The 21,575-nt window shown below is 67.9% G+C and carries 21 protein-coding genes; 10 read left to right on the top strand and 11 right to left on the bottom strand.

Annotated elements, in window-relative coordinates; all coding sequences use genetic code 11:
* Position 1: 1 nt before the first annotated feature.
* A complete protein-coding gene (locus N536_RS0124595; RefSeq protein WP_029116048.1) occupies positions 2 to 1,129 on the bottom strand; it encodes a hypothetical protein in 1,128 nt (375 codons plus the stop codon).
* Positions 1,130 to 1,204: 75 nt separating this feature from the next.
* Between N536_RS0124595 and N536_RS0124590 the strand changes: the two genes are divergently transcribed.
* Together N536_RS0124590 and N536_RS0124585 are read left to right on the top strand one after the other, a co-directional pair.
* On the top strand, positions 1,205 to 1,792 hold the full coding sequence (locus N536_RS0124590) for a TetR/AcrR family transcriptional regulator (RefSeq protein ID WP_029116047.1): 588 nt from the start codon (positions 1,205 to 1,207) through the stop codon (positions 1,790 to 1,792).
* Between the two features lie 83 nt (positions 1,793 to 1,875).
* On the top strand, positions 1,876 to 2,262 hold the full coding sequence (locus N536_RS0124585) for a PaaI family thioesterase (RefSeq protein WP_051574749.1): 387 nt from the start codon (positions 1,876 to 1,878) through the stop codon (positions 2,260 to 2,262).
* Here N536_RS0124585 and N536_RS0124580 read toward each other — a convergent pair.
* The 3 genes from N536_RS0124580 to N536_RS0124570 all read right to left on the bottom strand — a co-directional run bounded on the left by N536_RS0124580 (position 2,259) and on the right by N536_RS0124570 (position 6,274).
* Positions 2,259 to 4,250, bottom strand: coding sequence for a glycoside hydrolase family 15 protein (locus N536_RS0124580; RefSeq protein ID WP_029116045.1), 1,992 nt, complete (start codon positions 4,248 to 4,250; stop codon positions 2,259 to 2,261). The two genes, N536_RS0124585 and N536_RS0124580, sit on opposite strands and share 4 nt — an antisense overlap.
* 84 nt (positions 4,251 to 4,334) lie before the next feature.
* Positions 4,335 to 4,688 carry a ferredoxin family protein gene (locus tag N536_RS0124575; RefSeq protein WP_029116044.1) on the bottom strand — a complete coding sequence of 118 codons (354 nt, stop codon included), beginning with the start codon at positions 4,686 to 4,688 and terminating at the stop codon, positions 4,335 to 4,337.
* Positions 4,685 to 6,274 (bottom strand): FAD-dependent oxidoreductase, encoded by a 1,590-nt coding sequence (locus N536_RS0124570; RefSeq protein WP_029116043.1) that lies wholly within the window; start codon positions 6,272 to 6,274, stop codon positions 4,685 to 4,687. Before N536_RS0124570 ends, N536_RS0124575 begins: the two co-directional genes overlap by 4 nt.
* Positions 6,275 to 6,463: 189 nt before the next feature.
* Between N536_RS0124570 and N536_RS0124565 the strand changes: the two genes are divergently transcribed.
* The 6 genes from N536_RS0124565 (at position 6,464) to N536_RS0124540 (ending at position 12,038) form a co-directional block, all read left to right on the top strand.
* Positions 6,464 to 7,522, top strand: coding sequence for an ABC transporter substrate-binding protein (locus N536_RS0124565; RefSeq protein ID WP_029116042.1), 1,059 nt, complete (start codon positions 6,464 to 6,466; stop codon positions 7,520 to 7,522).
* A gap of 1 nt (position 7,523) precedes the next feature.
* The gene (locus N536_RS0124560; protein ID WP_231514619.1) at positions 7,524 to 8,213 is read left to right on the top strand and encodes an IclR family transcriptional regulator; all 690 of its coding nucleotides are present in this window, start codon (positions 7,524 to 7,526) and stop codon (positions 8,211 to 8,213) included.
* Positions 8,214 to 8,322: 109 nt separating this feature from the next.
* Positions 8,323 to 9,276: a TauD/TfdA family dioxygenase gene (locus N536_RS0124555; RefSeq protein ID WP_029116040.1), complete on the top strand. Its 954-nt coding sequence runs from the start codon at positions 8,323 to 8,325 to the stop codon at positions 9,274 to 9,276.
* Positions 9,277 to 9,347: 71 nt separating this feature from the next.
* Complete coding sequence (locus N536_RS0124550; RefSeq protein ID WP_231514629.1) at positions 9,348 to 10,361, top strand: ABC transporter substrate-binding protein; 1,014 nt, start codon at positions 9,348 to 9,350, stop codon at positions 10,359 to 10,361.
* Positions 10,358 to 11,185, top strand: a complete 828-nt coding sequence (locus N536_RS0124545) for an ABC transporter ATP-binding protein (protein ID WP_029116038.1) — start codon at positions 10,358 to 10,360, stop codon at positions 11,183 to 11,185. The genes N536_RS0124550 and N536_RS0124545 overlap by 4 nt, the downstream gene beginning before the upstream one ends.
* Positions 11,178 to 12,038, top strand: coding sequence for an ABC transporter permease (locus N536_RS0124540; protein ID WP_029116037.1), 861 nt, complete (start codon positions 11,178 to 11,180; stop codon positions 12,036 to 12,038). The genes N536_RS0124545 and N536_RS0124540 overlap by 8 nt, the downstream gene beginning before the upstream one ends.
* Before the next feature lie 18 nt (positions 12,039 to 12,056).
* Here N536_RS0124540 and N536_RS0124535 read toward each other — a convergent pair whose 3' ends face one another.
* The 6 genes from N536_RS0124535 to N536_RS0124510 form a co-directional block, all read right to left on the bottom strand.
* On the bottom strand, positions 12,057 to 12,548 hold the full coding sequence (locus N536_RS0124535) for a carbonic anhydrase (protein ID WP_029116036.1): 492 nt from the start codon (positions 12,546 to 12,548) through the stop codon (positions 12,057 to 12,059).
* 95 nt (positions 12,549 to 12,643) lie between these two features.
* Positions 12,644 to 14,539: a glycosyltransferase family 39 protein gene (locus N536_RS0124530; protein WP_029116035.1), complete on the bottom strand. Its 1,896-nt coding sequence runs from the start codon at positions 14,537 to 14,539 to the stop codon at positions 12,644 to 12,646.
* Positions 14,540 to 14,572: 33 nt separating this feature from the next.
* Positions 14,573 to 15,862, bottom strand: coding sequence for a bifunctional glycosyltransferase family 2/GtrA family protein (locus tag N536_RS0124525; protein WP_029116034.1), 1,290 nt, complete (start codon positions 15,860 to 15,862; stop codon positions 14,573 to 14,575).
* Positions 15,863 to 15,909: 47 nt separating this feature from the next.
* The gene (locus tag N536_RS0124520; protein WP_051574748.1) at positions 15,910 to 17,796 is read right to left on the bottom strand and encodes a glycosyltransferase family 39 protein; all 1,887 of its coding nucleotides are present in this window, start codon (positions 17,794 to 17,796) and stop codon (positions 15,910 to 15,912) included.
* Positions 17,797 to 17,810: 14 nt separating this feature from the next.
* Positions 17,811 to 19,577, bottom strand: coding sequence for a cell wall metabolism sensor histidine kinase WalK (locus N536_RS0124515; protein WP_029116032.1), 1,767 nt, complete (start codon positions 19,575 to 19,577; stop codon positions 17,811 to 17,813).
* Complete coding sequence (locus N536_RS0124510) at positions 19,555 to 20,259, bottom strand: response regulator transcription factor (protein ID WP_036437552.1); 705 nt, start codon at positions 20,257 to 20,259, stop codon at positions 19,555 to 19,557. The genes N536_RS0124515 and N536_RS0124510 overlap by 23 nt, the downstream gene beginning before the upstream one ends.
* Before the next feature lie 187 nt (positions 20,260 to 20,446).
* Between N536_RS0124510 and N536_RS0124505 the strand changes: the two genes are divergently transcribed.
* The gene (locus N536_RS0124505) at positions 20,447 to 20,917 is read left to right on the top strand and encodes a hypothetical protein (protein ID WP_029116030.1); all 471 of its coding nucleotides are present in this window, start codon (positions 20,447 to 20,449) and stop codon (positions 20,915 to 20,917) included.
* Positions 20,895 to 21,212: a hypothetical protein gene (locus tag N536_RS42315; protein ID WP_036437503.1), complete on the top strand. Its 318-nt coding sequence runs from the start codon at positions 20,895 to 20,897 to the stop codon at positions 21,210 to 21,212. Before N536_RS0124505 ends, N536_RS42315 begins: the two co-directional genes overlap by 23 nt.
* Before the next feature lie 74 nt (positions 21,213 to 21,286).
* Here N536_RS42315 and N536_RS42650 read toward each other — a convergent pair whose 3' ends face one another.
* Positions 21,287 to 21,544 (bottom strand): hypothetical protein, encoded by a 258-nt coding sequence (locus tag N536_RS42650; protein WP_029116028.1) that lies wholly within the window; start codon positions 21,542 to 21,544, stop codon positions 21,287 to 21,289.
* Between the last annotated feature and the right edge of the window lie 31 nt (positions 21,545 to 21,575).

The following is a 21,575-nucleotide window of genomic DNA, read 5'->3' as shown; positions in this document are numbered from 1 at the left end:
GTCACCAGCCCGTGTAGCCGTAGCGGGGGTAGGCCCCGACGAACACCATCTCCACCAGCCCGTGACCGGTCTTGGGTCCGGTCGGACCCTGCATCGTCACTTCGCACAGCGTCTCGGACAGGAAGCTGACCGGTCGGATGGCGTCGAGGTCGTCCGGGTCGACGGTGAACCCGTCGATGAAATCCCTTCCGCGCCAATGCCCGGAGGCGTAGCCGTTGACCTCCATGTAGCCGGCCAGGCCGGGCCAGAAGTCGCACAGCGGGGTCACGTCGATGGTGCTGGTGGTCCGGTCGCCGCGGTGCACGGTGAAGGTGCCGCCGCTGACCACGCGAAGGTCGTCGCGGAACTTCAGGTCGTGTTCGACGTCGATGATGGTGCCGGCGTCGCGGCCGGTCGCCAACGGGTAGAGCACCTCGCCTTCGAACTGCCAGCGCTCCCCCGTGCTGGTCTCGCGCTGCGCGAAGTGCACCAGTTCGTCGTCGAACTCGAAGATGCCCATGTAGTACAACGTCCCCTCGGGGATCTCCTGCGGTTGCAGGTTGGCGCCCTCGGACAGGCTGCCGCCGCCGGGGCCGTTGCGGATGCCCCAGGAGTGGTCGCGGCCGAACCACCAACGCTCCGTGTCGATCTCGATGCGCTCGCCGTCGATTTCGATCCAGCCCTCGAGGTCGCCGTTCTGGTAGAACCGGCGCGCATCCTCACTGACCCGGCCGCGGCTGCGATGGAAGGCGGGCGTCTGCTCGTAGGTCGGAAACTGGCCGCGCAGGCGGAGATCCAGGCTCAGGCCCTGTTCGTTGGGCGCGAGCACCGCGCGCACCGTGCGCAGCGGCTCCTCGACGCTGTAGGTGAAGGGCCCGACGGTGTAGGAGCCCAGCGGACCGGACTCAGGGTTGAGTTCGGTGGACATCCGCACCACCTTGGTCTGCCCGCCGCGCCTGGTCACCATCGCGTAGGCGTCGGTGACGTTGCGGTTGGGAAAGCGCGCCATTCCGGTCATGACGTTGATGTCACCCGAGCGGTCGAACCCGTACATCACGATGCGCTCGGTCCACCGCAGGTCGCTCTGTTCGACGTGGTCGAACGTGGTGGGCAGTTGGTGGCAGAGCAGTTCGTCGTGCGGCGTCAGCATGGCGTTCCTTCCGAGGTAATTACGTTATGAGGCGTAACGTAACAGAATGCTCCGGCTTCGGATAGGTTTTCTGCCATGACCGTCGTGACGCCGTTGGGCCGCCCGCGCAATCCCGCGAAGGACGTGGCCGTGCTCGAGGCGACCCGGGACCTGCTGGTCGAGGTCGGCTATCCGGGCACGACGGTGGTCGCGATCGCACGACGCGCCGGCGTCGGTGCACCCACCATCTACCGGCGCTGGCCCTCCAAGGAGGCGCTCGTCGAGGACGCGGCGTTCGGCCACCCGCAGCCGGCGCCGGTTCCCGAACCCACCGGTGACCTGCACACCGACCTGCGCGCATGGGTGGCGACGTTCATCGACTTCCTGGCGGACCCGGTCACTCGTGCCGCCCTTCCGGGCCTGCTCGCCGCCTACCACCTCGACGAGGAGATCTACGAGCGGCTGGTGCTGCGCTCGGAGGCCGACGTGCGCGAGCTCATGCGGGGCCTGTTGTCCGCGTCGTTGCCCGACCTGAAGGGTGGCGACCTCTCCGACCGGGCCGACACGGTGTTCGACGTCCTCGTCGCGATGACCGTCGCGCGCGCGATGACCCGCGGCCTGACCGACCGGGACGAATTCTGCGACCGGACGGCCCAGGTCCTCGCCACCCTGGCCCGGGCGTAGCTCGCCTACCCGACAGGTAATTGAAACGCTTCTGCCTCGGCGGGCAGGATGACCAGGTGTCCACACCCACTGGCGCCGACGTCATGGCGCAATTCATCCCGCAATCACCCTTCGTCGCCAAGCTCGGCGTGGTGATCGACAAGCTCGATGACGACGAGGTGCGGTTGCGCCTGCCCTGGGATCCGACGAACACCACGGTCGGCGACATGGTGCACGGCGGAGCGATCGCCACGCTCGCCGATCTGACGGTGATGGCGGCCGCCTGGTGCGGTGCGCAGGTGCCCGACAACATGCGCGGCGTCACGGTGTCGGTGGCCTTGGACTACATGGCGCCTGCGCGGGCCACCGAACTGATCGGCGTCGGCCGCGTGCTGCGACGGGGCCGGTCGTTGGTCAACTGCGAGGCCGAGATCCTCGATCCAGCAGGCACTCTCGTCGCCAAGGCGTTGGCGACGTACAAGGTGGGCTAGATCGGCGCGTTCGCCGGCTGGAATACCCCGGAGGCGTCGGCGTCCTCTTCGGCGCGGATGACGTGCACCACGGCGTTGATGAGCGCCAGGTGGGTGAACGCCTGCGGGAAGTTGCCGAGGTGACGGCCGGTGCGCGGCTCGATCTCCTCGGCGTACAGATGCAACGGGCTGGCGAACGACAGCAGCCGCTCGCACAGGTGCTTGGCTCTGCTGACCTCGCCGATCTCGACCAGCGCGGACACCAGCCAGAACGAACAGATGGTGAAAGTGCCTTCCTCGCCGGACAATCCGTCGTCGGTCTCCTCGACCCGGTAGCGCAGCACCAGCCCGTCCTCGGTCAGCTCGTCGGCGATGGCCAACACCGTCGCCCTCAACCGGGGATCGTCGGCAGGCAGGAATCGGGTCAGCACCGCCAACAACAGCGAGGCGTCCAACGCGTCGTCGCCGTAGCGCTGCGTCAGCACGCCGCGCGAGTCGACGCCGTGGGCCAGGATGTCGGCCTTGATCTCCTCGGCGATCGCCCGCCACTGTTGCATGTAGCTGGTCCAGCCGTGTATCTCGGCGAGCTTGGAGCCGCGGTCGAGCGCCACCCAGCACATGATCTTGCTCGAGGTGAAGTGCTGCGGCTCGCCACGCACCTCCCAGATGCCGCGGTCGGGTTCGCGCCAGTGCTTGATCGCGTCCTCGACCTGCTTCTTGAGCACCGGCCACAGGTTCTCGGGGATCTGCTCGCGCGACTTGGCGTGCAGATACACCGAATCCAGCATCGAACCCCAGACGTCGTGCTGGCGCTGATCGAAGGCGCCGTTGCCGATCCGCACCGGACGGGCGTTGTCGTAACCCGACAGGTGGTTGAGCTCGTCCTCGACGAGCCGCTGCTCGCCCCCGACGCCGTACATCACCTGAAGTTCGTGCGGCTCACCGTGATTGGCACCCGATACGTCGGCGATGAACGCGAAGAAGTCGTCGGCCTCGCGATCCAGGCCCAACGTGTACAGACCCCACAGTGCGAACGTCGAATCCCGGATCCACGAATAGCGGTAGTCCCAGTTGCGTTGCCCCTGCGGCGTTTCCGGCAGCGACGTGGTGCTCGCGGCGAGCAGTGCACCGGTCGGCGCGTAGCTCAGCCCCTTCAGCGTCAGTGCGCTGCGCTGCAGATACCCCCGCCACGGGTGGTCGGGGAAGTTGCCGATGTTGATCCACTGCCGCCAGCATTCGCTGGTCTTCCACATCTTGTCGGAGGCCTCGTCGTAGGTCTGCGGGGCGGCATTCGAGGAGAAGCTCAACGCGACGAAGACATCGTCGCCCTCCTTCAACCTGGTCCGTGCCCGGGCCTGCCGCCCGTCCAATCCGAGACGCAGGTTGGTGGTCAACCGCAGGGTCGGGTGCGCTTCCGGGTCGCGCTTCGCCCGGGCAATCGCCTCCCCGTATCCCTCCGCCGCGTACTCCCACTCGGCGACGTTGCGGTGGTAGTCGAACGACGGCTCGCAGTCCATCACCAGTTCGACGGTGCCGCTGACGCACTTCACGGTCCGCAGCAACGTGTGCTCGGCATCCCAGTCCATCGGCGTGCGGCGGTGGGTTCGCGACCTGTGCTCGACGTCGTGCCACGGACTCATCACCAGGGTGTCGCGGACGATCATCCAGCCGGTGTGGGTCTGCCACGTCGTCTCCAGGATGAGACTGCCTGGCAGGTACCTGCGCGCGGAGGGCACCGCGATGCCGTAGGGGCTGATCCGGAAGTGTCCGGCGCCGCGATCCAGAATGGCGCCGAACAGGCTTGGTGAATCGGGGCGCGGAGCGCACAGCCACTCCACCGATCCGGCCGACGAGATCAGGCAGGTGTTCTCACAATCGGACAGGAAGGCGTAGTCCGCGATCGGTGGAAACGGGTTCCGCAGGTTGCTCGGTGTGTGCGGAACAGGGGCGGTATTGAGCTGTACGGCGGCGCTACCTTCGTCCGCGGGCGTCGTGCTCTGCAAGACCATCCCGACATCATCGACTGCCAGACGCCCACGCGGGGCATTTGCCGGGCATTGATCCGCTCGGCGCGCTCAACTGATCAGGCGCGCTCAACTGATCAACGGTGCGCCGCTGGATTCCAACGACGGCCCGATCGCATCCAGCGAGCCGAGCCGGCGGCCCTTGCCCCAGCCGATCCGTTCCCGGTAGCTACCCAGCAGACCGTGGTCCACCAACGCCTGCTCGTCGGCGGCCATCGACGTGTCGGGCTGCGGGGCGGTGTACGGCGAGACGAACAGGGCGTCGACCGGGCAGTTCGCCTCGCACTGGAAGCACGTCTGACAGTCGCCGTGGCGGCTGATCACCGGAATCCCGTCGACGCCGCGGTCGAACACGTTCGTCGGGCATACGGTGATGCACTTGTCACACGCGATGCAGCGCTCGGCCGACACCAACTCGATCACGAGGCCACCGCGGCCACGGGCGTCGGCACCTCGGGGCGCACCCAGACGGAGTCCAGCCCGCCGGTGGTCAGGCGGCGACGCTGCGCATCGTCCTGCTCGGGAAAGTCCAATCGCTTCGCCATGCCGCGGGTTTCGGTGCGCGCCAACGCCGCGTGATACATCCAGCGCGCATGTGCGGTCATCGCCGCCGTCTGCCGGTTGCGCACCAATTGCTCGCCCTCCCCCGCCAGCGATTCCCTTATGTCCGACCAGATTCCGTCGAGCACGTCGAGTGATGCGACCAGCACCGAGCCACGGCGCAGATAGTTCTTGTCATAGGGCAAGACCTCGGCCTGTACGGCGGCGACCACGGCCCGGTGGTCGGCCGAGGCGCGGGACCCCCGAGGGCGGGCACCGGCGTCACCGATCGCGGACAGCCGCCTGGCTGCCGCGTTCGATCCGAGCGACCTGGCATACCGCGCCGAACCCCGTCCCGCCCATGTGCCGGACGAGATGGCCCACGCTGCGTTGTGGCTGCCTCCGCCGCTGAAGCCACCACAGATCAACTCGCGCGTCGCCGCGTCACCGGCAGCGTAGAGACCGGCAACGGTGGTCGTGCAGTCGTCCCCGACGATGCGGATGCCGCCCGTCCCACGCACGGTGCCCTCGGCGAGCAGCGTGACGGGGAACTTCGTGGTGAACGGGTCGATGCCCATGCGATCGAAGGGCAGGAAGAAGTTCGGCTGTGCGCGCCGCATGGCCTCCCGCGCCTGCGCGTCGGCGCGGTCGAGGCGGCAGAACACCTTGCCCCGCAACAGCTCCGCAGCGATCGGCGACCGCTTCTGACCGCTCGCACCCTCCAGAACGCTGCCGTCAGCCTTGTAGAACGTGGCGAAGTGGTAGAACGCCGTCTTCGTCACCGATGTGCCCTCCGGGGCGATGCCGTAGGCATTGGAGAATTCCATGCCGGACAGCTCCGCGCCGGCCTCGACGGCGAACAGGGCGCCATCGCCGGTATTGACGTCGCACCCAAGGGCCTTGGATTGAAACGCGCAGCCACCGGTCGCGAGCACGACGGCGCCGGCCCGGACGCGGTAGCCCTGCTTGGCCTGGCGCTGGTAGCCGACGGCCCCCGCAGCGGCACCAGAGGCGTCGACGAGCAATTCGGTGACCGGGCTGTGGTCGAGTATCCGGACGCCCGCGCGCCGCACCAGGATTCGCATGCGCCGCATGTACTCGGGGCCCTGCAGGCCGGTGCGCAACTGGTGCCCGTCCGAACCTACGGGGAACGGGAAGCGGTGCGCGACGGCGAGTTCGTTGATCCGCTCGTAGGTCTCGTCGAGCACCCGGGTGGCCCAGCGCCGATCGGCGAGATACCCGCCGAGGGCTTCGCGGCTCGCCATGGCGGCCTCCCGCGCCACCGGATCCGGCGGCACGTACCAGACGCCGGTGCCGGCCGACGCCGTCGCACCGCTGGTGCCGCAGTAGCCCTTGTCGGCGAGCACCACGTCTGCGCCTTCGCGTGCGGCGGTCAGTGCCGCCCAGGTGGCGGCGGGTCCACCACCGACGACCAGAACGTCGGCGGCAAGGTCGATTGAGTCCGACAAGTCGCGGCCCACTTTCCACATCGTGAAAACCCGCAGCCAAACGTGTTCGATTCAGCGGCAGGACTTTTCGGAACGTGCCCAACGTTAGGCCGAGGGTTCGTGGCGAACTATGCCTGCGATCGCGAGGATTTAAATCGCCGGTGGCCAAAACTGTTGTCCCGCCATCGGCCCAGCCGCCATCATCGGGCGATGCGTTTCCGTATCGCCGGACTGATGTCTGCGGCTCTCGTCGTCGCCTCTTTGACGTCGGCATGCGGCCCGTCGTCGGACACCGCGACCACCGAGGACGGCAGGACGGTGATCCGCTACCAGGGTTGGGCCAGCCAGGTCACCTATCCCGAACTCGCCGAGAATCTGGGCTACTTCGCCAAGGTCAAGCTGCACTGGGTCGGCAACACGACCAGCGGCCCACAGGACATCCAATCCGCTGCCACCGGCGACACCGACATCGGTGGTGCCTTCAACGGCGCCGTCGTGAAACTGGCCGCGGCCGGCGCTCCGATCACCTCGGTGGTCGGCTACTACGGCTCGGACAAGGAGAACTTCACCGGCTACTACGTCCTGAACGACAGCCCCATCCACGGGGCCCGCGATCTGATCGGCAAGAAGTTCGGCATGAACACGCTGGGCGCCCATCAGGAATTCGTCATGCGGGAGTGGCTGCAACAGCAGGGGCTATCCAACGACGAAGTCAAGCAGGTCGAACTGACCGTGGTACCGCCCGTCAACGCCGAGCAGTCATTGCGGCAGGGCCAGATCGACGCCGTCGCCCTCAACGACATCTGGCGCGACCAGGGCATCGCCCGGGGCGGCATCCGGCCGCTGTTCACCGACGGGTCTCTGTTCGGCGACTTCACTTACGGCACGTACATCGTGCGCAACGACTTCCGGCAGCGCAACGAGGATGCCGTCGCCGATCTCACCCAGGGCATCGCCCGCGCGATCCGCTGGGCCCAGATCACGCCCCGCGACCAAGTGATCGCCAAGTTCAAGCAGATCATCGCCGCCCGTGGCCGCAACGAAAGCGCGGAGAAGGCCGACTACTGGAAGAGCACCGGCGTCGCAGGCCCCGGCGGGGTGATCGCCGAGAAGGAGATCCAGCTGTGGATCGACTGGCTGGTACGCAACGGCGAGCTCGAGCGGGGCAAGTTGTCCGCCAATGATCTCTACACCAACCAATACAACCCCTACGCCAACGGCACCTACCCGCAGAACTCCGGACCCGATGGCCAGGCGCCCGAGAAGTGAGGTGAAGGCCGGCCCGCAGTCGGTGCACCGGGCCATCGCGATCCTCGCGGCGTTCAGCGATGCCGATCCCGAACTCTCGCTGACATCCATCGCCGCGCGCACCGGGTTGCCGGTGAGCACCACCTACCGGCTCGCTCAGGCATTGCAGCACAGTGGATTGCTGGAACGTGCCGGCGACGGGGACGACCGCTATCGGATCGGTTCCGGCCTCGTCGCGCTGGCCGCGCCCGCCCTGCACCGGCTGAGCGTCCAGACCCTTGCACCGCACTTGCAGTCGCTGGCCACCGACATCGAAATCACGGCGAGCTTCGGGGTGGTCGACCACCACGACATGTTGACCGTGTTCTCCGCCAGGCCGGCACGGCGCTTCTGTGGCAATCAGCTGCCCGGGCCGCGACAACCGTTGGCGCGCAGCGCAATGGGGATGGCGGTCCTCGCGTTCAGCCGCCCGGCGGAGCAGGAACTGGCACTCGTCCGCCGCCGTGGCTATGCCGACGGCACCGGCGCTCAGGGCGCCCACGTGCGCGCCATTGCGGTCCCCGTACTCGGCCGCGACGGGAACGCCTGGGGCGCGGTCGGCGTGCAGGCATTGCGGCGCAGGCTCACCGACGAGCTCGTGCACGACATCCTGCCGGTGATCCGACGCCATGCGAATCGCATCGTCCGAACTGACACACCCAGGCACGACTAAAGCTCGGATTGAAGGTATCTCGCATCGTGAAAACGCTCTTCTCTCAACGGTTCACGAGAGCCAGCATGGATCAACGGCGCCGACCGGCGCTGGGGCACTAGGAGGTTTCATGAGCATCACCGTCGAAAGCCAGAAGGCAGAAGAGGATTCGGTCACGGCGCTGCCGGTCTTCACACCAGTAGCCGGGCACATCGGGGCCGACGTCTCCGGCCTCGACCTGCGCACCGAACTCACCGACGAGCAGGTGACCGCGGTTCGGGCGGCGCTGCACCGCTTCAAGGTGCTGTTCTTCCACGACCAGGACATCGACCACGCGCAACAGGTGGCATTCACGCGCCGCTTCGGGGACGTCACACCGTCACATCCGTACGACGACGACGCCCCCGCCGACCACCCGGAGATCCTCGCCGTCGACAGCCGCAAGTACGCCGAGCGTTTCGGCCGGGTGAAGTACAGCTACGACAACAAGTGGCACACCGACGTGACCGCGCTGATCAATCCGCCGGCAGGCACCGTCCTGCGCGCGCACCTGGTGCCCGAAATCGGCGGTGACACGCAGTGGACGAATCTCGTTGCCGCGTATCAAGGCCTGCCCGAACCGCTGGCGCGCCTTGCCGACGGGCTGCGAGCCGAGCACCGCTTCGGCGGACGCAAGCCGCAATGGTCGGAGGACAGCAGTTACGCGAGGAAGACCAGGGAGAACCCGCTCGTCACGGAACATCCGGTGGTCCGCGTGCACCCGGTGACCGGAGAGCGCGCCTTGTTCATCACGCCCGGCTTCACCGCCCGCATCCTCGGCGTATCGCCGTCGCAGAGCGACCGACTGCTCGACCTGTTCTTCGACGAGGTGACCAACCCGGCCTACACGGTCCGGTTCCGCTGGCGGCGGGGCAGCATCGCGTTCTGGGACAACCGCGCGACCGCACACCTGGCCCCAACCGACCTCGACCATCTCGACGTCACCCGGGTGCTGTATCGGACCACGCTGGAAGGCGACGTTCCGTTCGGACCCGACGGCAAGCCGTCGGTGTCGGTCGCGGGTACGGAGTTTCGCGGCTCATGACGTCACCTCCGAAGGCTCGCCGCGCGTCACGGCGATTGACGGTGCTCGGCGCGATCACCGCTCTGCTCGCCATGTGCGCGACCGCGTGCGGGTCGTCGGGAGAGGGTACCCAAACCGCCGACGGGAGAACGGTGTTGCGCTATCAGGGCAGCACCGGCGAGGTCACCTTCCCCGAACTCGCCGAGGACCTTGGCTATTTCAGCAAGGTCAAGCTGGAATGGGTGGGTGACACCACCAGCGGGCCACAGGACATTCAGTCGGCCGCGACCGGCGACACCGACTTCGGCTCCGCCTTCAACGGCGCCGTCGTCAAGCTCAACGCGGCAGGCGCCCCGATCACGTCGGTGATCAGTTCGTACGGTGCCGACGACGGCGAATACACCGGGTACTACGTGTTGGACGGCAGCCCCATTCGCAGTGCCCGTGACCTCATCGGCAAGAAGGTGGGCATGAACACGCTTGGCGCCCACCACGAATTCCTCACCAGGGAATGGCTGGCCAAGGAGGGGCTGTCCGCCGACGAGATCAAGACCGTCAGCCTGACCGTGGTGCCGCCGGTGAACACCGAACAGGCGCTGCGGGCCGGACAGATCGACGTCGCCGCACTCAACGGGATCTATCGCGAGACGGCCCAGGAACGCGGCGGCATCCGGCCGCTGTTCACCGACAAGGCGCTGTTCGGCGCCTTCAGCTACGGCACGTACGTGATGCGCAAGCAGTTCGTGGCCGAAAATAAGGACGCCGCAGCGGATTTCGTGCAGGGCACGGCGAGGGCGATCCGCTGGACACAGGTGACTCCCCGCGATGAGGTAGTCGCCAAGTTCCGCCAGATCATCGACAACCGCAAGCGCAACGAAGATCACCAGTCGATCGAGTATTGGCGGAGCTCGGGCATTCCGGTCGCCGGCGGGGTGATCGCCGAGCGTGAACTGCAGACCTGGATCGACTGGCTGGTACGCAACGGCGAGCTGAAGCAGGGTCAGCTGACCGCAAGAGATCTGTACACCAACGAGTTCAACCCATACGCCAACGGCACCTACCCCGAGGCCAGCGGTCCCGACGGAAAGTCACTGGCAGCGAAATGACCACACCACCGAAGCTCCGACTCGACAACGTCACCAAGCAGTTCCCCATCCGGGGACAGAAGGCGGGCTTCACCGCCGTCGACGGCATATCCATCGACGTCGCCGATGGCGAGTTCCTCGTGCTGGTCGGGCCGAGCGGATGTGGCAAGTCGACGCTGCTCGACCTGCTCGGCGGCCTAACCACACCGACGGCAGGCCAGATCCTGCTGGACGGCCGGCCCATCACCGGGCCCGGGCTGGACAGGGGAATCGTGTTCCAGCAGTACGCGCTGCTCCCCTGGCGCACCGCACGCAAGAACATCGAGTTCGGGCTCGAGGCCAAGGGACTACCCGCCACCGAACGTCGCGTCCGCGCCGAGCACTACCTCGAGTTGGTCGGCCTGCAGGGCTTCGCCGACCGTTACCCGCACGAACTGTCGGGCGGCATGAAGCAGCGCGTGGCCATCGCCCGCAGCCTCGCGTTCGACCCCGAAGTGCTGCTGATGGACGAGCCGTTTGCCGCGCTCGACGCGCAGACCAGGGAATCGCTGCAGGATGAGCTGTTGCGCATCTGGGAAGCGACGGGCAAGACGATTCTGTTCATCACTCACGGCATCGACGAGGCAATCTATCTCGGTCAGCGCGTGGCGGTGCTCACCTCGCGACCGGGACGAATCAAGCGGGTGGTCGAGGTGAACATCGACCGCAGCACCGAGGACGTGCGCTCGGATGCCGGCTTCCGCGCGCTGCGCCACCACATCTGGACGCTGCTGCACGACGAGGTCGAGCGCGCGCGTTCCGAGGAGCTCCAGCTTTCGACGACCGAAGAGGTACAGCATGTCTAGCGCCATCGCCGTCCCCGCCACGACGCCACCGGCACCGACCACCGCCCCCTCCACGTCCGCCGCCGCGGAACCATCGATCCGCAGGCGGGTGGCCACGGTGGCGTGGCGCGTCGTCAAACCCGCCATCGCCATCGTCGCGTTCCTGGCGCTGTGGGAGATCGCGCCACGAACCGGACTGGTGGACAAGGTGTTCCTGCCCCCGTTCAGCGAGGTGGCGGAGACGTTCTTCACGCTGATCGCCAACGGTCAACTCGCCGAACACGTGTCGACGAGCCTGTCCCGGGCACTGTCCGGCTTCGCCATCGCCGTCGTGGTCGCGATTCCCCTCGGTGTGGCGATCGCGTGGTACCGACCGGTCGCGGACTTCCTCAACCCCATCCTTGAGCTGTTCCGCAACACCGCGGCACTGGCATTGCTGCCCGTGTTCATCCTCATCCTCGGGATCGGCGAGACCTCGAAGGTCGCGCTGGTGGTGTACGCGTCGACCTTCCCGATCCTGTTGAACACGATCTCAGGCGTGCGCACCGTCGACCCGCTACTGATCAAATCTGCCCAGTCACTGGGGCTTCCACCGATCCGGCTGTTCCAGAAGGTGATCCTGCCCGCCGCGGTACCGACGATCTTCACCGGTCTCCGGATGGCGGCGGCCTCGTCGATCCTGGTGCTGATCGCCGCCGAGATGGTCGGCGCCAAGGCGGGATTGGGTTACCTGATCACGGCTTCGCAGTTGAACTTCCAGATTCCCAACATGTATGCCGGCATCGTCGCGATCGCGTTGGTCGGGCTCGTCTTCAACGGCGTGCTGGTGTTCGTCGAGAACCGGCTGTCGCGGTGGCGGACCACAGCGGGTTAGGGCGCTCGCCCAAAATGACTACAGCGTGACCTCGTTGAGCTTGCCGGTGGCAACGTCGAAGACGAAGCCGCGCAAGGACTCGTGCTTGGTCACGAAGGGACTTGCCTCGATGCGGCGCAACGACTGACGCACGTCTTCCTCGACGTCGGGGAAGGCCTCGGCCGCCCACTCCGGCTTGAGGCCGGTCTCGTCCTGAATCGCGCGCTTGAAGTCGTCGTCGGTGAAGGTCAGCATCCCGCAGTCGGTGTGGTGGATGAGGATGATCTCCTTGGTGCCGAGCAGCCGCTGGCTGATCGCCAGCGACCGGATTTCGTCGTCGGTCACCACACCGCCTGCGTTGCGGATGACGTGGGCCTCGCCGTCTGCCAGCCCGAGGATCCGGTAGACGTCCAGCCTGGCGTCCATGCATGCGACCACCGCGACGTGCTTGCTCGGCGGAAGCGGCAGCGGACCTGAGAACTGGGCGGCGTACGCCTCGTTGTTCTTGAGGTACTCGTCGGTCACGGACACGTGGACCTCCTGGCGTGGGCGGGCAGACGTCGACGGTTGACGCTACTGCGCGGCTACCCCGTCTCCCATGGAGAGAATCGGGCAGATTCCAACCATCACGCCGGCGCCTGCAGGTCATAGACGGTCGTGCCGCCGACGTCGGTCTTGGTGAAGTGTTGCTCGACCCACGTCGTGATGTCGCTGGCCGCACCCTCGCGGTGACCCATCGGTCCGCCGCGTTCGCCGTCGATGAAGTACCGCACCTGGCCATCGGTGACGTACTGCTGGAACTGGGCCAGGGTGGGCGACGGGTCACCGCCGGTGAATCCACCGATCGCCATCAACGACGCTCCGGTCTTGAGTTCCAGATCACTCACCGTGAACGAGCCGACCGACGCTGCCGCCCAACGGTTGTCGGCGTCCTTCACCATGGCCTCCAGCGCGGCGTTGTCGGCATTCCGGCCGAACGGGCCGCCCTGGCCCTTGGCATCGGGGCCGTCCGACTTTCCGGGGCCGCCGAAGACGTCCGCCTTCACGGGGCCGGACATGGTGCCGGGCCCGCTGTGTGACTGCGTCGCGTTGTACAGCGCATAGGAGGTGCTCCCGGCGAGCCCGAGGATCGCGGCAGCGACGGCGACCACTGCGGTTGCCCGGCCCAGCCGCCGGGTACCGACTGCGAACACGGCGGCCACCAGGATCGAGCCGACGAGCACGACCCAGCGCAGTGCCGGCCACCAGTCCGGCGTCCGACCCAACAGGACGAACGCCCACACCCCGGAGGCTGTCAGCATGACCGCCAGTGTCAGGCGGGCTTGCCAGGAGTCCTTGCGGCGCAGCAGTTCTGTCACCGAGATGCCGACGAGGGCGGCTACCGCCGGTGCAAGAGCGACGGTGTAGTACGGGTGCACGGTGCCGTCCATGAAGCTGAAGACCACGGCCGTCACCAGCAGCCAAGTACCCCACAGCAGCAGGCTGGCGCGCACCCGACCCGTGCGTGGCGACCGCCACGTCAACCACAGGCCTGCTGCCAGCCCGATGAGCGCCGCCGGCAGCAGCCAGGACACCTCTGCGCCGAACGATGGGCCGAACATCCGCGTGATGCCGGGTACGCCACCGAAGAACACGTTGGCTCCACCCGGACCGCCACTAGGACCGCCACCGCCGGGCGAGCCACCACCACCGGTGATGCGCTCGAGTCCGTTGTATCCCAACGCCAGCTGCAGCAGGCTGTTGTCGGTGGAACCGGCGATGTACGGCCGGGAATCCGCGGGCCACAGGCTGACCAACGCGACGTACCAACCGGCCGAGACGATGATGGCGACACCTCCCACCAACAGCGCGCCCAACCGCTTCCACATCGACGTGGGAGCGGCGATCAGGAAGGCGAGCGCGAAGGCGGGAACCGGCAGGAAGGCCTGCAGCATCTTGGTCAGGAACGCGAACCCGACGACGACGCCGGTGAGCGCCATCCAGCGGTAGCTGCCGTTCTCGATGGCGCGCACCGTGCAGTACGCCGCCACGAGGAGCAGCAGAACGAGCAGCGCGTCGGGGTTGTTGTACCGGAACATCAGCACGGCCACAGGCGTCAGGGCCAGCACGGCGCCCGCGATCAGGCCGGCACCGGGGCCGCTGAACCGCTTCACGGTGACGTAGAGCACCGCCACGGCGGCCACTCCCATCAGCGCTTGGGGCAGCAGCATGGTGAACGCGTTGAACCCGAACAGCCTGCCGGACAATGCCATTACCCACATCGCAGCGGGCGGCTTGTCGACCGTGATGGCGTTGCCTGCGTCCAGCGAGCCGAACAGCCAGGCCTTCCAGTCCTGGGTGCCTGCCTGCGCGGCGGCGGCGTAGTAGCTGTTGGCCCAGCCCGAGGAGCCGAGGCCCCACAGATACAGCACGGCGGTGGCGGCCAGCAGTGCGAAGAGGCCTGGTCTGGCCCATCGCGGGTCCGCGGGCGTCGCCGGGTCGGCGTTGACGTCCGGCCGGACGGCTTCGGTGATGGTGGTCATCGGGATCCTCGAGTTCGGTGGGGTTGAGGGTGGTTAGCGCGCTCGGCGTGGGTGAAAAACCCAGCCGCGCAACAGGACGAAGCGGACGGCGGTGGCGACCAGGTTCGCCAGCACCAAGACGGTGATCTCGAGCATTCGGTGGGGCTGTTCGACGATGCCGTGCAGTCCGGCCAGCGCACCGCTGGTGATGGCCAGGGCGATGGCGAACACGATGAGACCCTCCACGTGGTGGCGCGCAGCCTTGCCGCGGCCCGCCACGCCGAAGGTGAACCGGCGGTTGACCGCGGTGTTGCCAATTGCGGTGAGCAACAACGCCACCAGGTTCGCCGCCTGGGCGCCGATCCAACCGTGCAGCAGGATGAACAGCACCAGATAAGCCACCGTCGACGCGATGCCGACAGCGCCGAACCTGACCACCTGGCGGAACAACGAATTCGGCGCCGCCGACTGGCGCGACGAACCGAGCTGGGCGGCAATCGCATTCACGGGGATGGAGCCACTGGCAAAGCCGCGGAGCAAGCGACCCACCCCTTTCAGGTCGGCGGCTGCGGTTGCGACGATGTCCACCCGACTGTCGGGGTCGTCGACCCAGTCGACCGGCACTTCGTGGATGCGCAGCCCGCTGCGTTCGGCGAGCACCAACAGCTCGGTGTCGAAGAACCATCCCGTGTCGGCGACATGCGGCAGCAGTTCGCGGGCGACGTCGGCGCGGATGGCCTTGAAGCCGCACTGGGCGTCGGAGAACCGCGCGGCCAGCGTCGAGCGCAGGATCAGGTTGTAGCAGCGCGAGATGATCTCCCGCTTGGCACCACGTACGACGCGCGAACCCCGGCTCAACCGGGTTCCGATCGCGAGGTCGGAGTGGCCGGAGATCAACGGCGCCACCAGCGGCGCGAGCGCAGCGAGGTCGGTGGACAGGTCGACGTCCATGTAGGCCAGTACGGCGGCATCGGAGTCCGACCACACCTGGTGCAACGCGCGACCGCGTCCCTTCTGCTCCAGACGCACCACCCGGACGTCGGGGAGCTCGTCGGCGAGCTGCGCGGCGATGCCGGGGGTGTCGTCGACGCTGGCGTTGTCCGCGATGGTGATGCGCACCGGGTACGGAAACGTGTCCCGCAGATAGCGATGCAGCCGGTGCACCGAGCCGGCCAGGGCCGCTTCCTCGTTGTACACGGGGACCACCACGTCGAGCACCGGCACGCCGAGCGCGGCGGCGGCTCGCGCCGCGTTGGGCCGGGACTCGAAGCGGCGCGCCCGATCCGTGGGCACGAAGGCGTCGGAAGGTGCTTCGGAGAGGACCGTGTCTGTCATGAGATCCATGGTCGAGTGGTCCGTTGTGGTGGTAGTTGGCAAGAGCTATGTGCCGGCTATGAGTTCTGCGGTGCCGCGGTGAGGTCGTAGACGACCGTGCCGTCGACGGTCACCGCGGTGTAGTGACTCTCCACCCATTCGCCGATGTCAGCGGCTTCGCGGCTGCCGCCGTTGGTGTGACCCCCGAAACCACCGAACATCATCCGGCCGCGGACGAAGTAGTGGATTCGACCGGCGGCAACGTCGGCCTGGAACTGTTCGAGGGTCGGTGACGGATCGGTCCCGTTGAATCCCCCGACCGCCATTACCGGTGCGCCGCTGGCCAATTGGTAACCGGCGGCGTTGTTGGATCCGACGACGGCAGCCGTCCACGCGTAGCGCTGCGCGTCGGCCGCGAGCAGCGCCGTGAGGCTTGCTCCCGGTTCTGGCGAATCGAGCAGCCCGCCGCCCATGCCGCCGAATCCACCCGGCCCCTTCGCCGGACCGACGGACGGCAGGGCGCCAGTGTGCGGCGTGGCGACGGTCGCCAGCGTGTAGGCCGTCGGCGCGGCCAGGCACGCCGCGACGGCCAGTCCGCCGGCGGTCACGGCCAGCCGCCGCGGAAGCCGACCGACGATCAGCAGCAGCACCGCAACAGCCACTCCCCCGACCGCCAGGCCGAGGCGCAACCAGTTCAGCCAGTCTCCGTGCCGGGTCATCAGAACGGCGGCGAGCACGACGGTGACGATCACGGTGGACGACATCGCCGTGGCTGACCGGACATCGGACCGGTTGCGCCACAACAGCGTTGCGCCGATTCCCATCAGCGCGGCGATGGCGGGCGCGAGCGCGACGGTGTAGTAGGAATGCACGATGCCATTGGCGAAGCTGAATACCACTGCCGTGACGACCAGCCAGCCGCCCCACAGGATCAGTGCTGCGCGCCGCGGATCGGTCCGCGGCGCCCGACGGGTCAGGAGCAGACCGGCGACCAGGCACACCACCGCAGCAGGTAGCAGCCAGGCGATGTAGGACCCCATGCCACTGCCGAGCAGACGCCCCCAGCCCACGTCGAAGTTCATGTTGCCGAGGCCGCCGGTCTCGTTGCCGGTGAGGCGGCCGAAGCCGTTGTAGCCCAAGGCAAGCTCGACGATGCTGTCGTTCTGCGAGCCGCCCACGTAGGGCCGCGACGACGCAGGCCACAGCTCGACCAGTAGCAGGTACCAACCGCCGGAGACGATCAGCGCCGCCAGGCCGCCAGCCAGCCGTAGCAGCCGGGTCCGCAGGGGCACGGCAGCCGCGATCAGGTACGCCGCCCCGAAGCCGGGCAGCACGAGGAACGCCTGCAGCATCTTGGCCAGGAAGCCGATGCCCACCGCGGCTCCGGCGCCGACCAGCCACCAGCGGCTGGCGTCGCGCTCACAGCCCCGCTGCACGCAGTACGCACCGGCGACGAGCATCAGCACCAGCAGTGCGTCGGGGTTGTTGAAGCGAAACATCAACGCCGCCACGGGCGTCAACGCGAACACCGCGCCGGCCAGCAGCGCGGCTCCTGGACCGGAGGCGCGGCGCACAGCCGCATAGAGCAGCGCCACCGCGGCCACGCCCTCCAGCGCCTGCGGCACCAGCACGCTCCACGAGTTGAGCCCGAACAGCCGCACCGACAGGTCCATCACCCAGAGTGCGGCGGGCGTCTTGTCGACGGTGATCGCGTTGCTCGCATCGCTGGACCCGAACAGCATCGCCGTCCAGTTCTGCCCGCCCGCCTGCGCGGCGGCGGAATAGAAGGCGTTGGCCCACCCGCTGGCGGACAGGTTCCACAGGTAGAGCGCCGCGGTGACCACCAACAGCACGCCGAACGCGATCCGCTCGCGCGCGTCGAATCGGGTGCGCGCCGTGGTCGTCGAGTCGGAGGGAAGGCCGGGCGTCGAGGCGCGCGGCAGTACGGCGGTCACCCTGTCGATTCTCACCCGATCGGCTAGGTGTCGGATTTGCTTGAGCTGTGGGTCGCCTGTGAAGCAGCGGGGAGGCGGACTTCGAACACGGTACTGCCGGGCGCACTTCGGACATCGATCCTGCCGTCGTGCGCCTTGACCACGGCCGCGACGATCGCCAAACCGAGGCCGGTGCTGCCGCCGACGCCAGATGTCGCCGCCGGGGCGGCTCCGGCCCCCGATGTCGCCGCCGGGGCCCCTCCGCGCCGCGAGCGCGACGAGTCACCCCGAGCGAACCGTTCGAACACCTCGGGCTGCAGCGCCTGCGGAATGCCGGGACCATCGTCGGCCACCGTCAGCACGACGTCACCGTTGTCGTCGCGACCAAGGGACGTGGTGACCGTCGTCCCGGCCGGTGTGTGGATCCTGGCGTTGGCGAGAAGGTTGCCCAGCACTTGATGCAACCGGGCCTCGTCGCCGACGACCAGAAGCGGCTCGTCGGGCAGATCGAGTGACCACTCGTGGTCGGGACCCGCGACGTGGGCGTCGCTGACGGTGTCGACGACCAACCGCGACAGGTCGACGGGCTCGCGGATCAACGGACGGCCCGCGTCCAGACGGGCCAGCAACAGCATGTCCTCGACCAGTTGGGTCATGCGTCTGGTTTCGGATTCGACGCGGTTCATCGCGTGGGCGACGTCGTCGGGCAATTCGTCGCGCTTGCGTTGGGCGAGTTCGGTGTAACCGCGGATCGCGGCCAGCGGCGTGCGCAGCTCGTGGCTCGCGTCGGCGACGAATTGGCGCACCCGCGTCTCACTCGCGTGCCGCGCCGACAGCGCCCCCGCGATGCGGTCGAGCATCCGGTTGAGCGCAGAACCGAGCTGACCGATTTCGGTGTGCGCCCCGGCAGGGTCGACGCGCACGATCGGCGTGGGCAACCGCACCTCGCCCCTGTCCAGCTCGAGGTCGGCGACTTCGCGGGCGGCGGCGGAAACCCTTGACAGCGGCGCGAGTTGGCGACGGATGATCAGGACGCCAGCGGTCGTCGCACCGATCAGCGCGACGACGGCCACCACGCAGAACATGCCGAGCACCCACAGCAGCGTGTCGTCGACGACCGCGGTCGGCAGGCCGGTCACGATCGTCTCGCCGCCGTGCTGGGCGCGCAGCCCGATCAGCCGGTAGCGGCCGAGCCCGTCGAGCACGATCGTCGTCGGCTTGCGGTTCGGTGGGACCTTGGCGAGCTGGGCCGCGGCGGCGGCGCTCACCGCCGATCGACCACCCTGGGCGGTGATCTTGCCGGCGTCCACCGAACCGTCCCGGGCGATGACGGCGCCGACGGTCCGCGCGGCCTGGCCCGGCGCATTGAGGAAGCCCGGGCCGGGTCCCTCCTCCGGGTCGAGGCCGTCGCGATACGAAAACCCCGGCGGTAATCCGGGAAACCCAGGAGGCGGGCCAGGGAAGTGCTGACGACCGGGGAGGCCGGGGGGCGGGCCGGGAAAGTGCTCGGGACCGGGTTCCCCCGGCGGGCCGAGGATGACCATCCGACCGCCGAAGGGTGGTCGCGGCATGTCGAAGATCGCCGCCGATCGCCTGCCCGCCTCGAGCAGCTGATCGTCAAGTTGATGCGACAGGAAGCGTTGCAGCGCAAACTCGGTCGCCACGCCGATGCCGGCACACACCACGGCCAGCAACACCACCTGGGTGACCAGCAGCCGAACCCGCAGCGACCAGGTACGCGGAGACCAGAACTTGGTGCGCGACGTCCTCAGACCTTCGCCTCCCGGCCTAGCGGGCTGGCTTGAGGACATACCCCGCGCCCCGCAACGTGTGGATCATCGGCTCGCGTCCGCTGTCGATCTTCTTGCGCAGGTACGACACGTACAGCTCGACGATGTTCGACCGGCCGCCGAAGTCGTAGCTCCACACCCGGTCGAGGATCTGCGCCTTGCTCAGCACGCGTTTCGAATTGCGCATCATGAACCGCAGCAGTTCGAATTCGGTGGCGGTCAGCGTGATGGTCTCGCCCGCCCGGGTGACCTCGTGGCTGTCCTCGTCGAGCACCAGGTCACCGACCACGATCTGCGCGCCACCGGCTTCGCTCGCCACGCCCGTGCGCCGCAGCAGCGCACGCAGACGCAGCACGACCTCTTCGATGCTGAACGGCTTGGTCACGTAGTCGTCCCCGCCCGCGGTCAAGCCGGCGATCCGGTCCTCGACCGAATCCTTCGCGGTCAACAGCAGCAGCGGCAGACCCGGAATCTGCTCGCGGAGCCGGTGCAGCACGTCGAGCCCGCTCATGTCGGGAAGCATGACGTCGAGCACGACCACGTCGGGCGGATTGTCGCGGGCCAGGGAGATCGCCGTCGCGCCGTCCCCCGCGGTGGCGATGTCCCAGCCCTCGTAGCGCAGCGCCATGGAGACCAGCTCCGCCAGTACGGGCTCATCGTCGACGACGAGTACGTTGATCGGCTTGCCGTCGGCCCGCCGCATCACGACGCGGCCAGGATCGTTGTCGTGGACGGATCCGTTCGCGGTGGTCATGATTCTTCATTCTTCGCCCACGCGATGGGGGGACGCTGTGGCGTTTCTATGTGCGGGCTGTGAACGCTGGGAAACGCACATCGTCGGCAGATCCGGCACACAGCCGACACACGAGTGAGGCCCGCAGAGTGGTCACATGAACACCTGGAGCCTACGCGGAACCGCCGCCGCCGTCGGGGTTGCGGCCGTCATCGGCGGACTGGGCGGTGCGGCCGTCTACGCCGCCACCGACAGTGGGCCCCGGATGATGGGCAGCCACGCCGGCCCGGGACCTGGCGCCCAGCTGGGTGGAACAGCTCACGACGCCGCCAGGGAAGCGGCCCCGGATTCGGCGTCCGTGCACGGCGAGTTCGTCGTTGCCGACGGGACCGGCGGATTCACCACGTTGATGACGCAGACCGGCCGGATCACCGCCATCTCGCCCACCTCGGTCACCGCACGCAGCGACGACGGCTACACCCAGACGTACGTCATTCCTGCGGCGAGCAACGGTGCGGGCGTCACGCCGCCGTTCGCGGTGAACGACGACGTCACGATCAGAGGAACGCGCAGCGGCCAGACCGCATCGGTGACGACGATCACCTATGCGCGGACGGCGCCGCGGTAGCTACGGCGTCGCAAAGCCCTCGGGCGTCGTCGCCGTCACAGGCGGCGTGGCGAACGTCGTCTCCGGCTCCGTCGGCGCCGTCGTCGTGGTCGTCGTCTCGCCGATGGTGGCCTCGCTGGGCGCCACCGGACCGGGAGGAGCCGGATCGGCCGAGCTGCTCTCGCTGAACGCCACCGATACGGCGCCCATCGCGAGCACCGCTCCAGCACCCACGGTCGCGGACATCAACTTCAACTTGGTCGACTTCACCTCTGACCACTCCAATTCGATCGCACGTCGCAGTTGGGTCGGCTGACCCCTCCTCCGACGGGTAACCGGATCGAACGGAGAACAAACGCCGGTGCAATCAGACGGTCAGAGCATCGCGGATCAGGGCAAACCCTGCTCCTCGGACGGCAGCGGCGCCGGTCCCTTGATCGACGGCGCTGCTTCGCCGATGGCCGGCGCGGTGGGTGGCGTGGTCTCCGTGCTGGTCGAACCGATGGTCATGGTCGTGCTCTTCGCCAGGTCCTGACCGGTGTGCGCCTCCTGCGTCAGCGCCAGGTTCATGGCGCCGATGGCCACCACCGCGCTGCCACCGATGATCGCGGCGAGCATCTTGACGTTCTTGCGGTTCGTCGAAGTCATCTCATGTCCTCGTGTCGGTTGGTTGGTCGTG

The sequence above is a fragment of the Mycobacterium sp. URHB0044 genome (assembly GCF_000620625.1).
GTDB lineage: Bacteria > Actinomycetota > Actinomycetes > Mycobacteriales > Mycobacteriaceae > Mycobacterium.
This window is presented reverse-complemented; position numbering and strand designations above follow the sequence as displayed.

Bases quoted from the DNA above. Each gene is read 5' to 3' on its own strand.
- N536_RS0124595 (WP_029116048.1), bottom strand. From the start codon at position 1,129: ATGCTGACGCCGCACGACGAACTGCTCTGCCACCAACTGCCCACCACG.
- N536_RS0124590 (WP_029116047.1), top strand. From the start codon at position 1,205: ATGACCGTCGTGACGCCGTTGGGCCGCCCGCGCAATCCCGCGAAGGAC.
- N536_RS0124585 (WP_051574749.1), top strand. From the start codon at position 1,876: ATGGCGCAATTCATCCCGCAATCACCCTTCGTCGCCAAGCTCGGCGTG.
- N536_RS0124580 (WP_029116045.1), bottom strand. From the start codon at position 4,250: ATGGTCTTGCAGAGCACGACGCCCGCGGACGAAGGTAGCGCCGCCGTA.
- N536_RS0124565 (WP_029116042.1), top strand. From the start codon at position 6,464: ATGCGTTTCCGTATCGCCGGACTGATGTCTGCGGCTCTCGTCGTCGCC.
- N536_RS0124555 (WP_029116040.1), top strand. From the start codon at position 8,323: ATGAGCATCACCGTCGAAAGCCAGAAGGCAGAAGAGGATTCGGTCACG.
- N536_RS0124550 (WP_231514629.1), top strand. From the start codon at position 9,348: ATGTGCGCGACCGCGTGCGGGTCGTCGGGAGAGGGTACCCAAACCGCC.
- N536_RS0124545 (WP_029116038.1), top strand. From the start codon at position 10,358: ATGACCACACCACCGAAGCTCCGACTCGACAACGTCACCAAGCAGTTC.
- N536_RS0124540 (WP_029116037.1), top strand. From the start codon at position 11,178: ATGTCTAGCGCCATCGCCGTCCCCGCCACGACGCCACCGGCACCGACC.
- N536_RS0124530 (WP_029116035.1), bottom strand. From the start codon at position 14,539: ATGACCACCATCACCGAAGCCGTCCGGCCGGACGTCAACGCCGACCCG.
- N536_RS0124525 (WP_029116034.1), bottom strand. From the start codon at position 15,862: ATGGATCTCATGACAGACACGGTCCTCTCCGAAGCACCTTCCGACGCC.
- N536_RS0124515 (WP_029116032.1), bottom strand. From the start codon at position 19,577: ATGTCCTCAAGCCAGCCCGCTAGGCCGGGAGGCGAAGGTCTGAGGACG.
- N536_RS0124510 (WP_036437552.1), bottom strand. From the start codon at position 20,259: ATGCGGCGGGCCGACGGCAAGCCGATCAACGTACTCGTCGTCGACGAT.
- N536_RS0124505 (WP_029116030.1), top strand. From the start codon at position 20,447: ATGAACACCTGGAGCCTACGCGGAACCGCCGCCGCCGTCGGGGTTGCG.
- N536_RS42315 (WP_036437503.1), top strand. From the start codon at position 20,895: ATGCGCGGACGGCGCCGCGGTAGCTACGGCGTCGCAAAGCCCTCGGGC.
- N536_RS42650 (WP_029116028.1), bottom strand. From the start codon at position 21,544: ATGACTTCGACGAACCGCAAGAACGTCAAGATGCTCGCCGCGATCATC.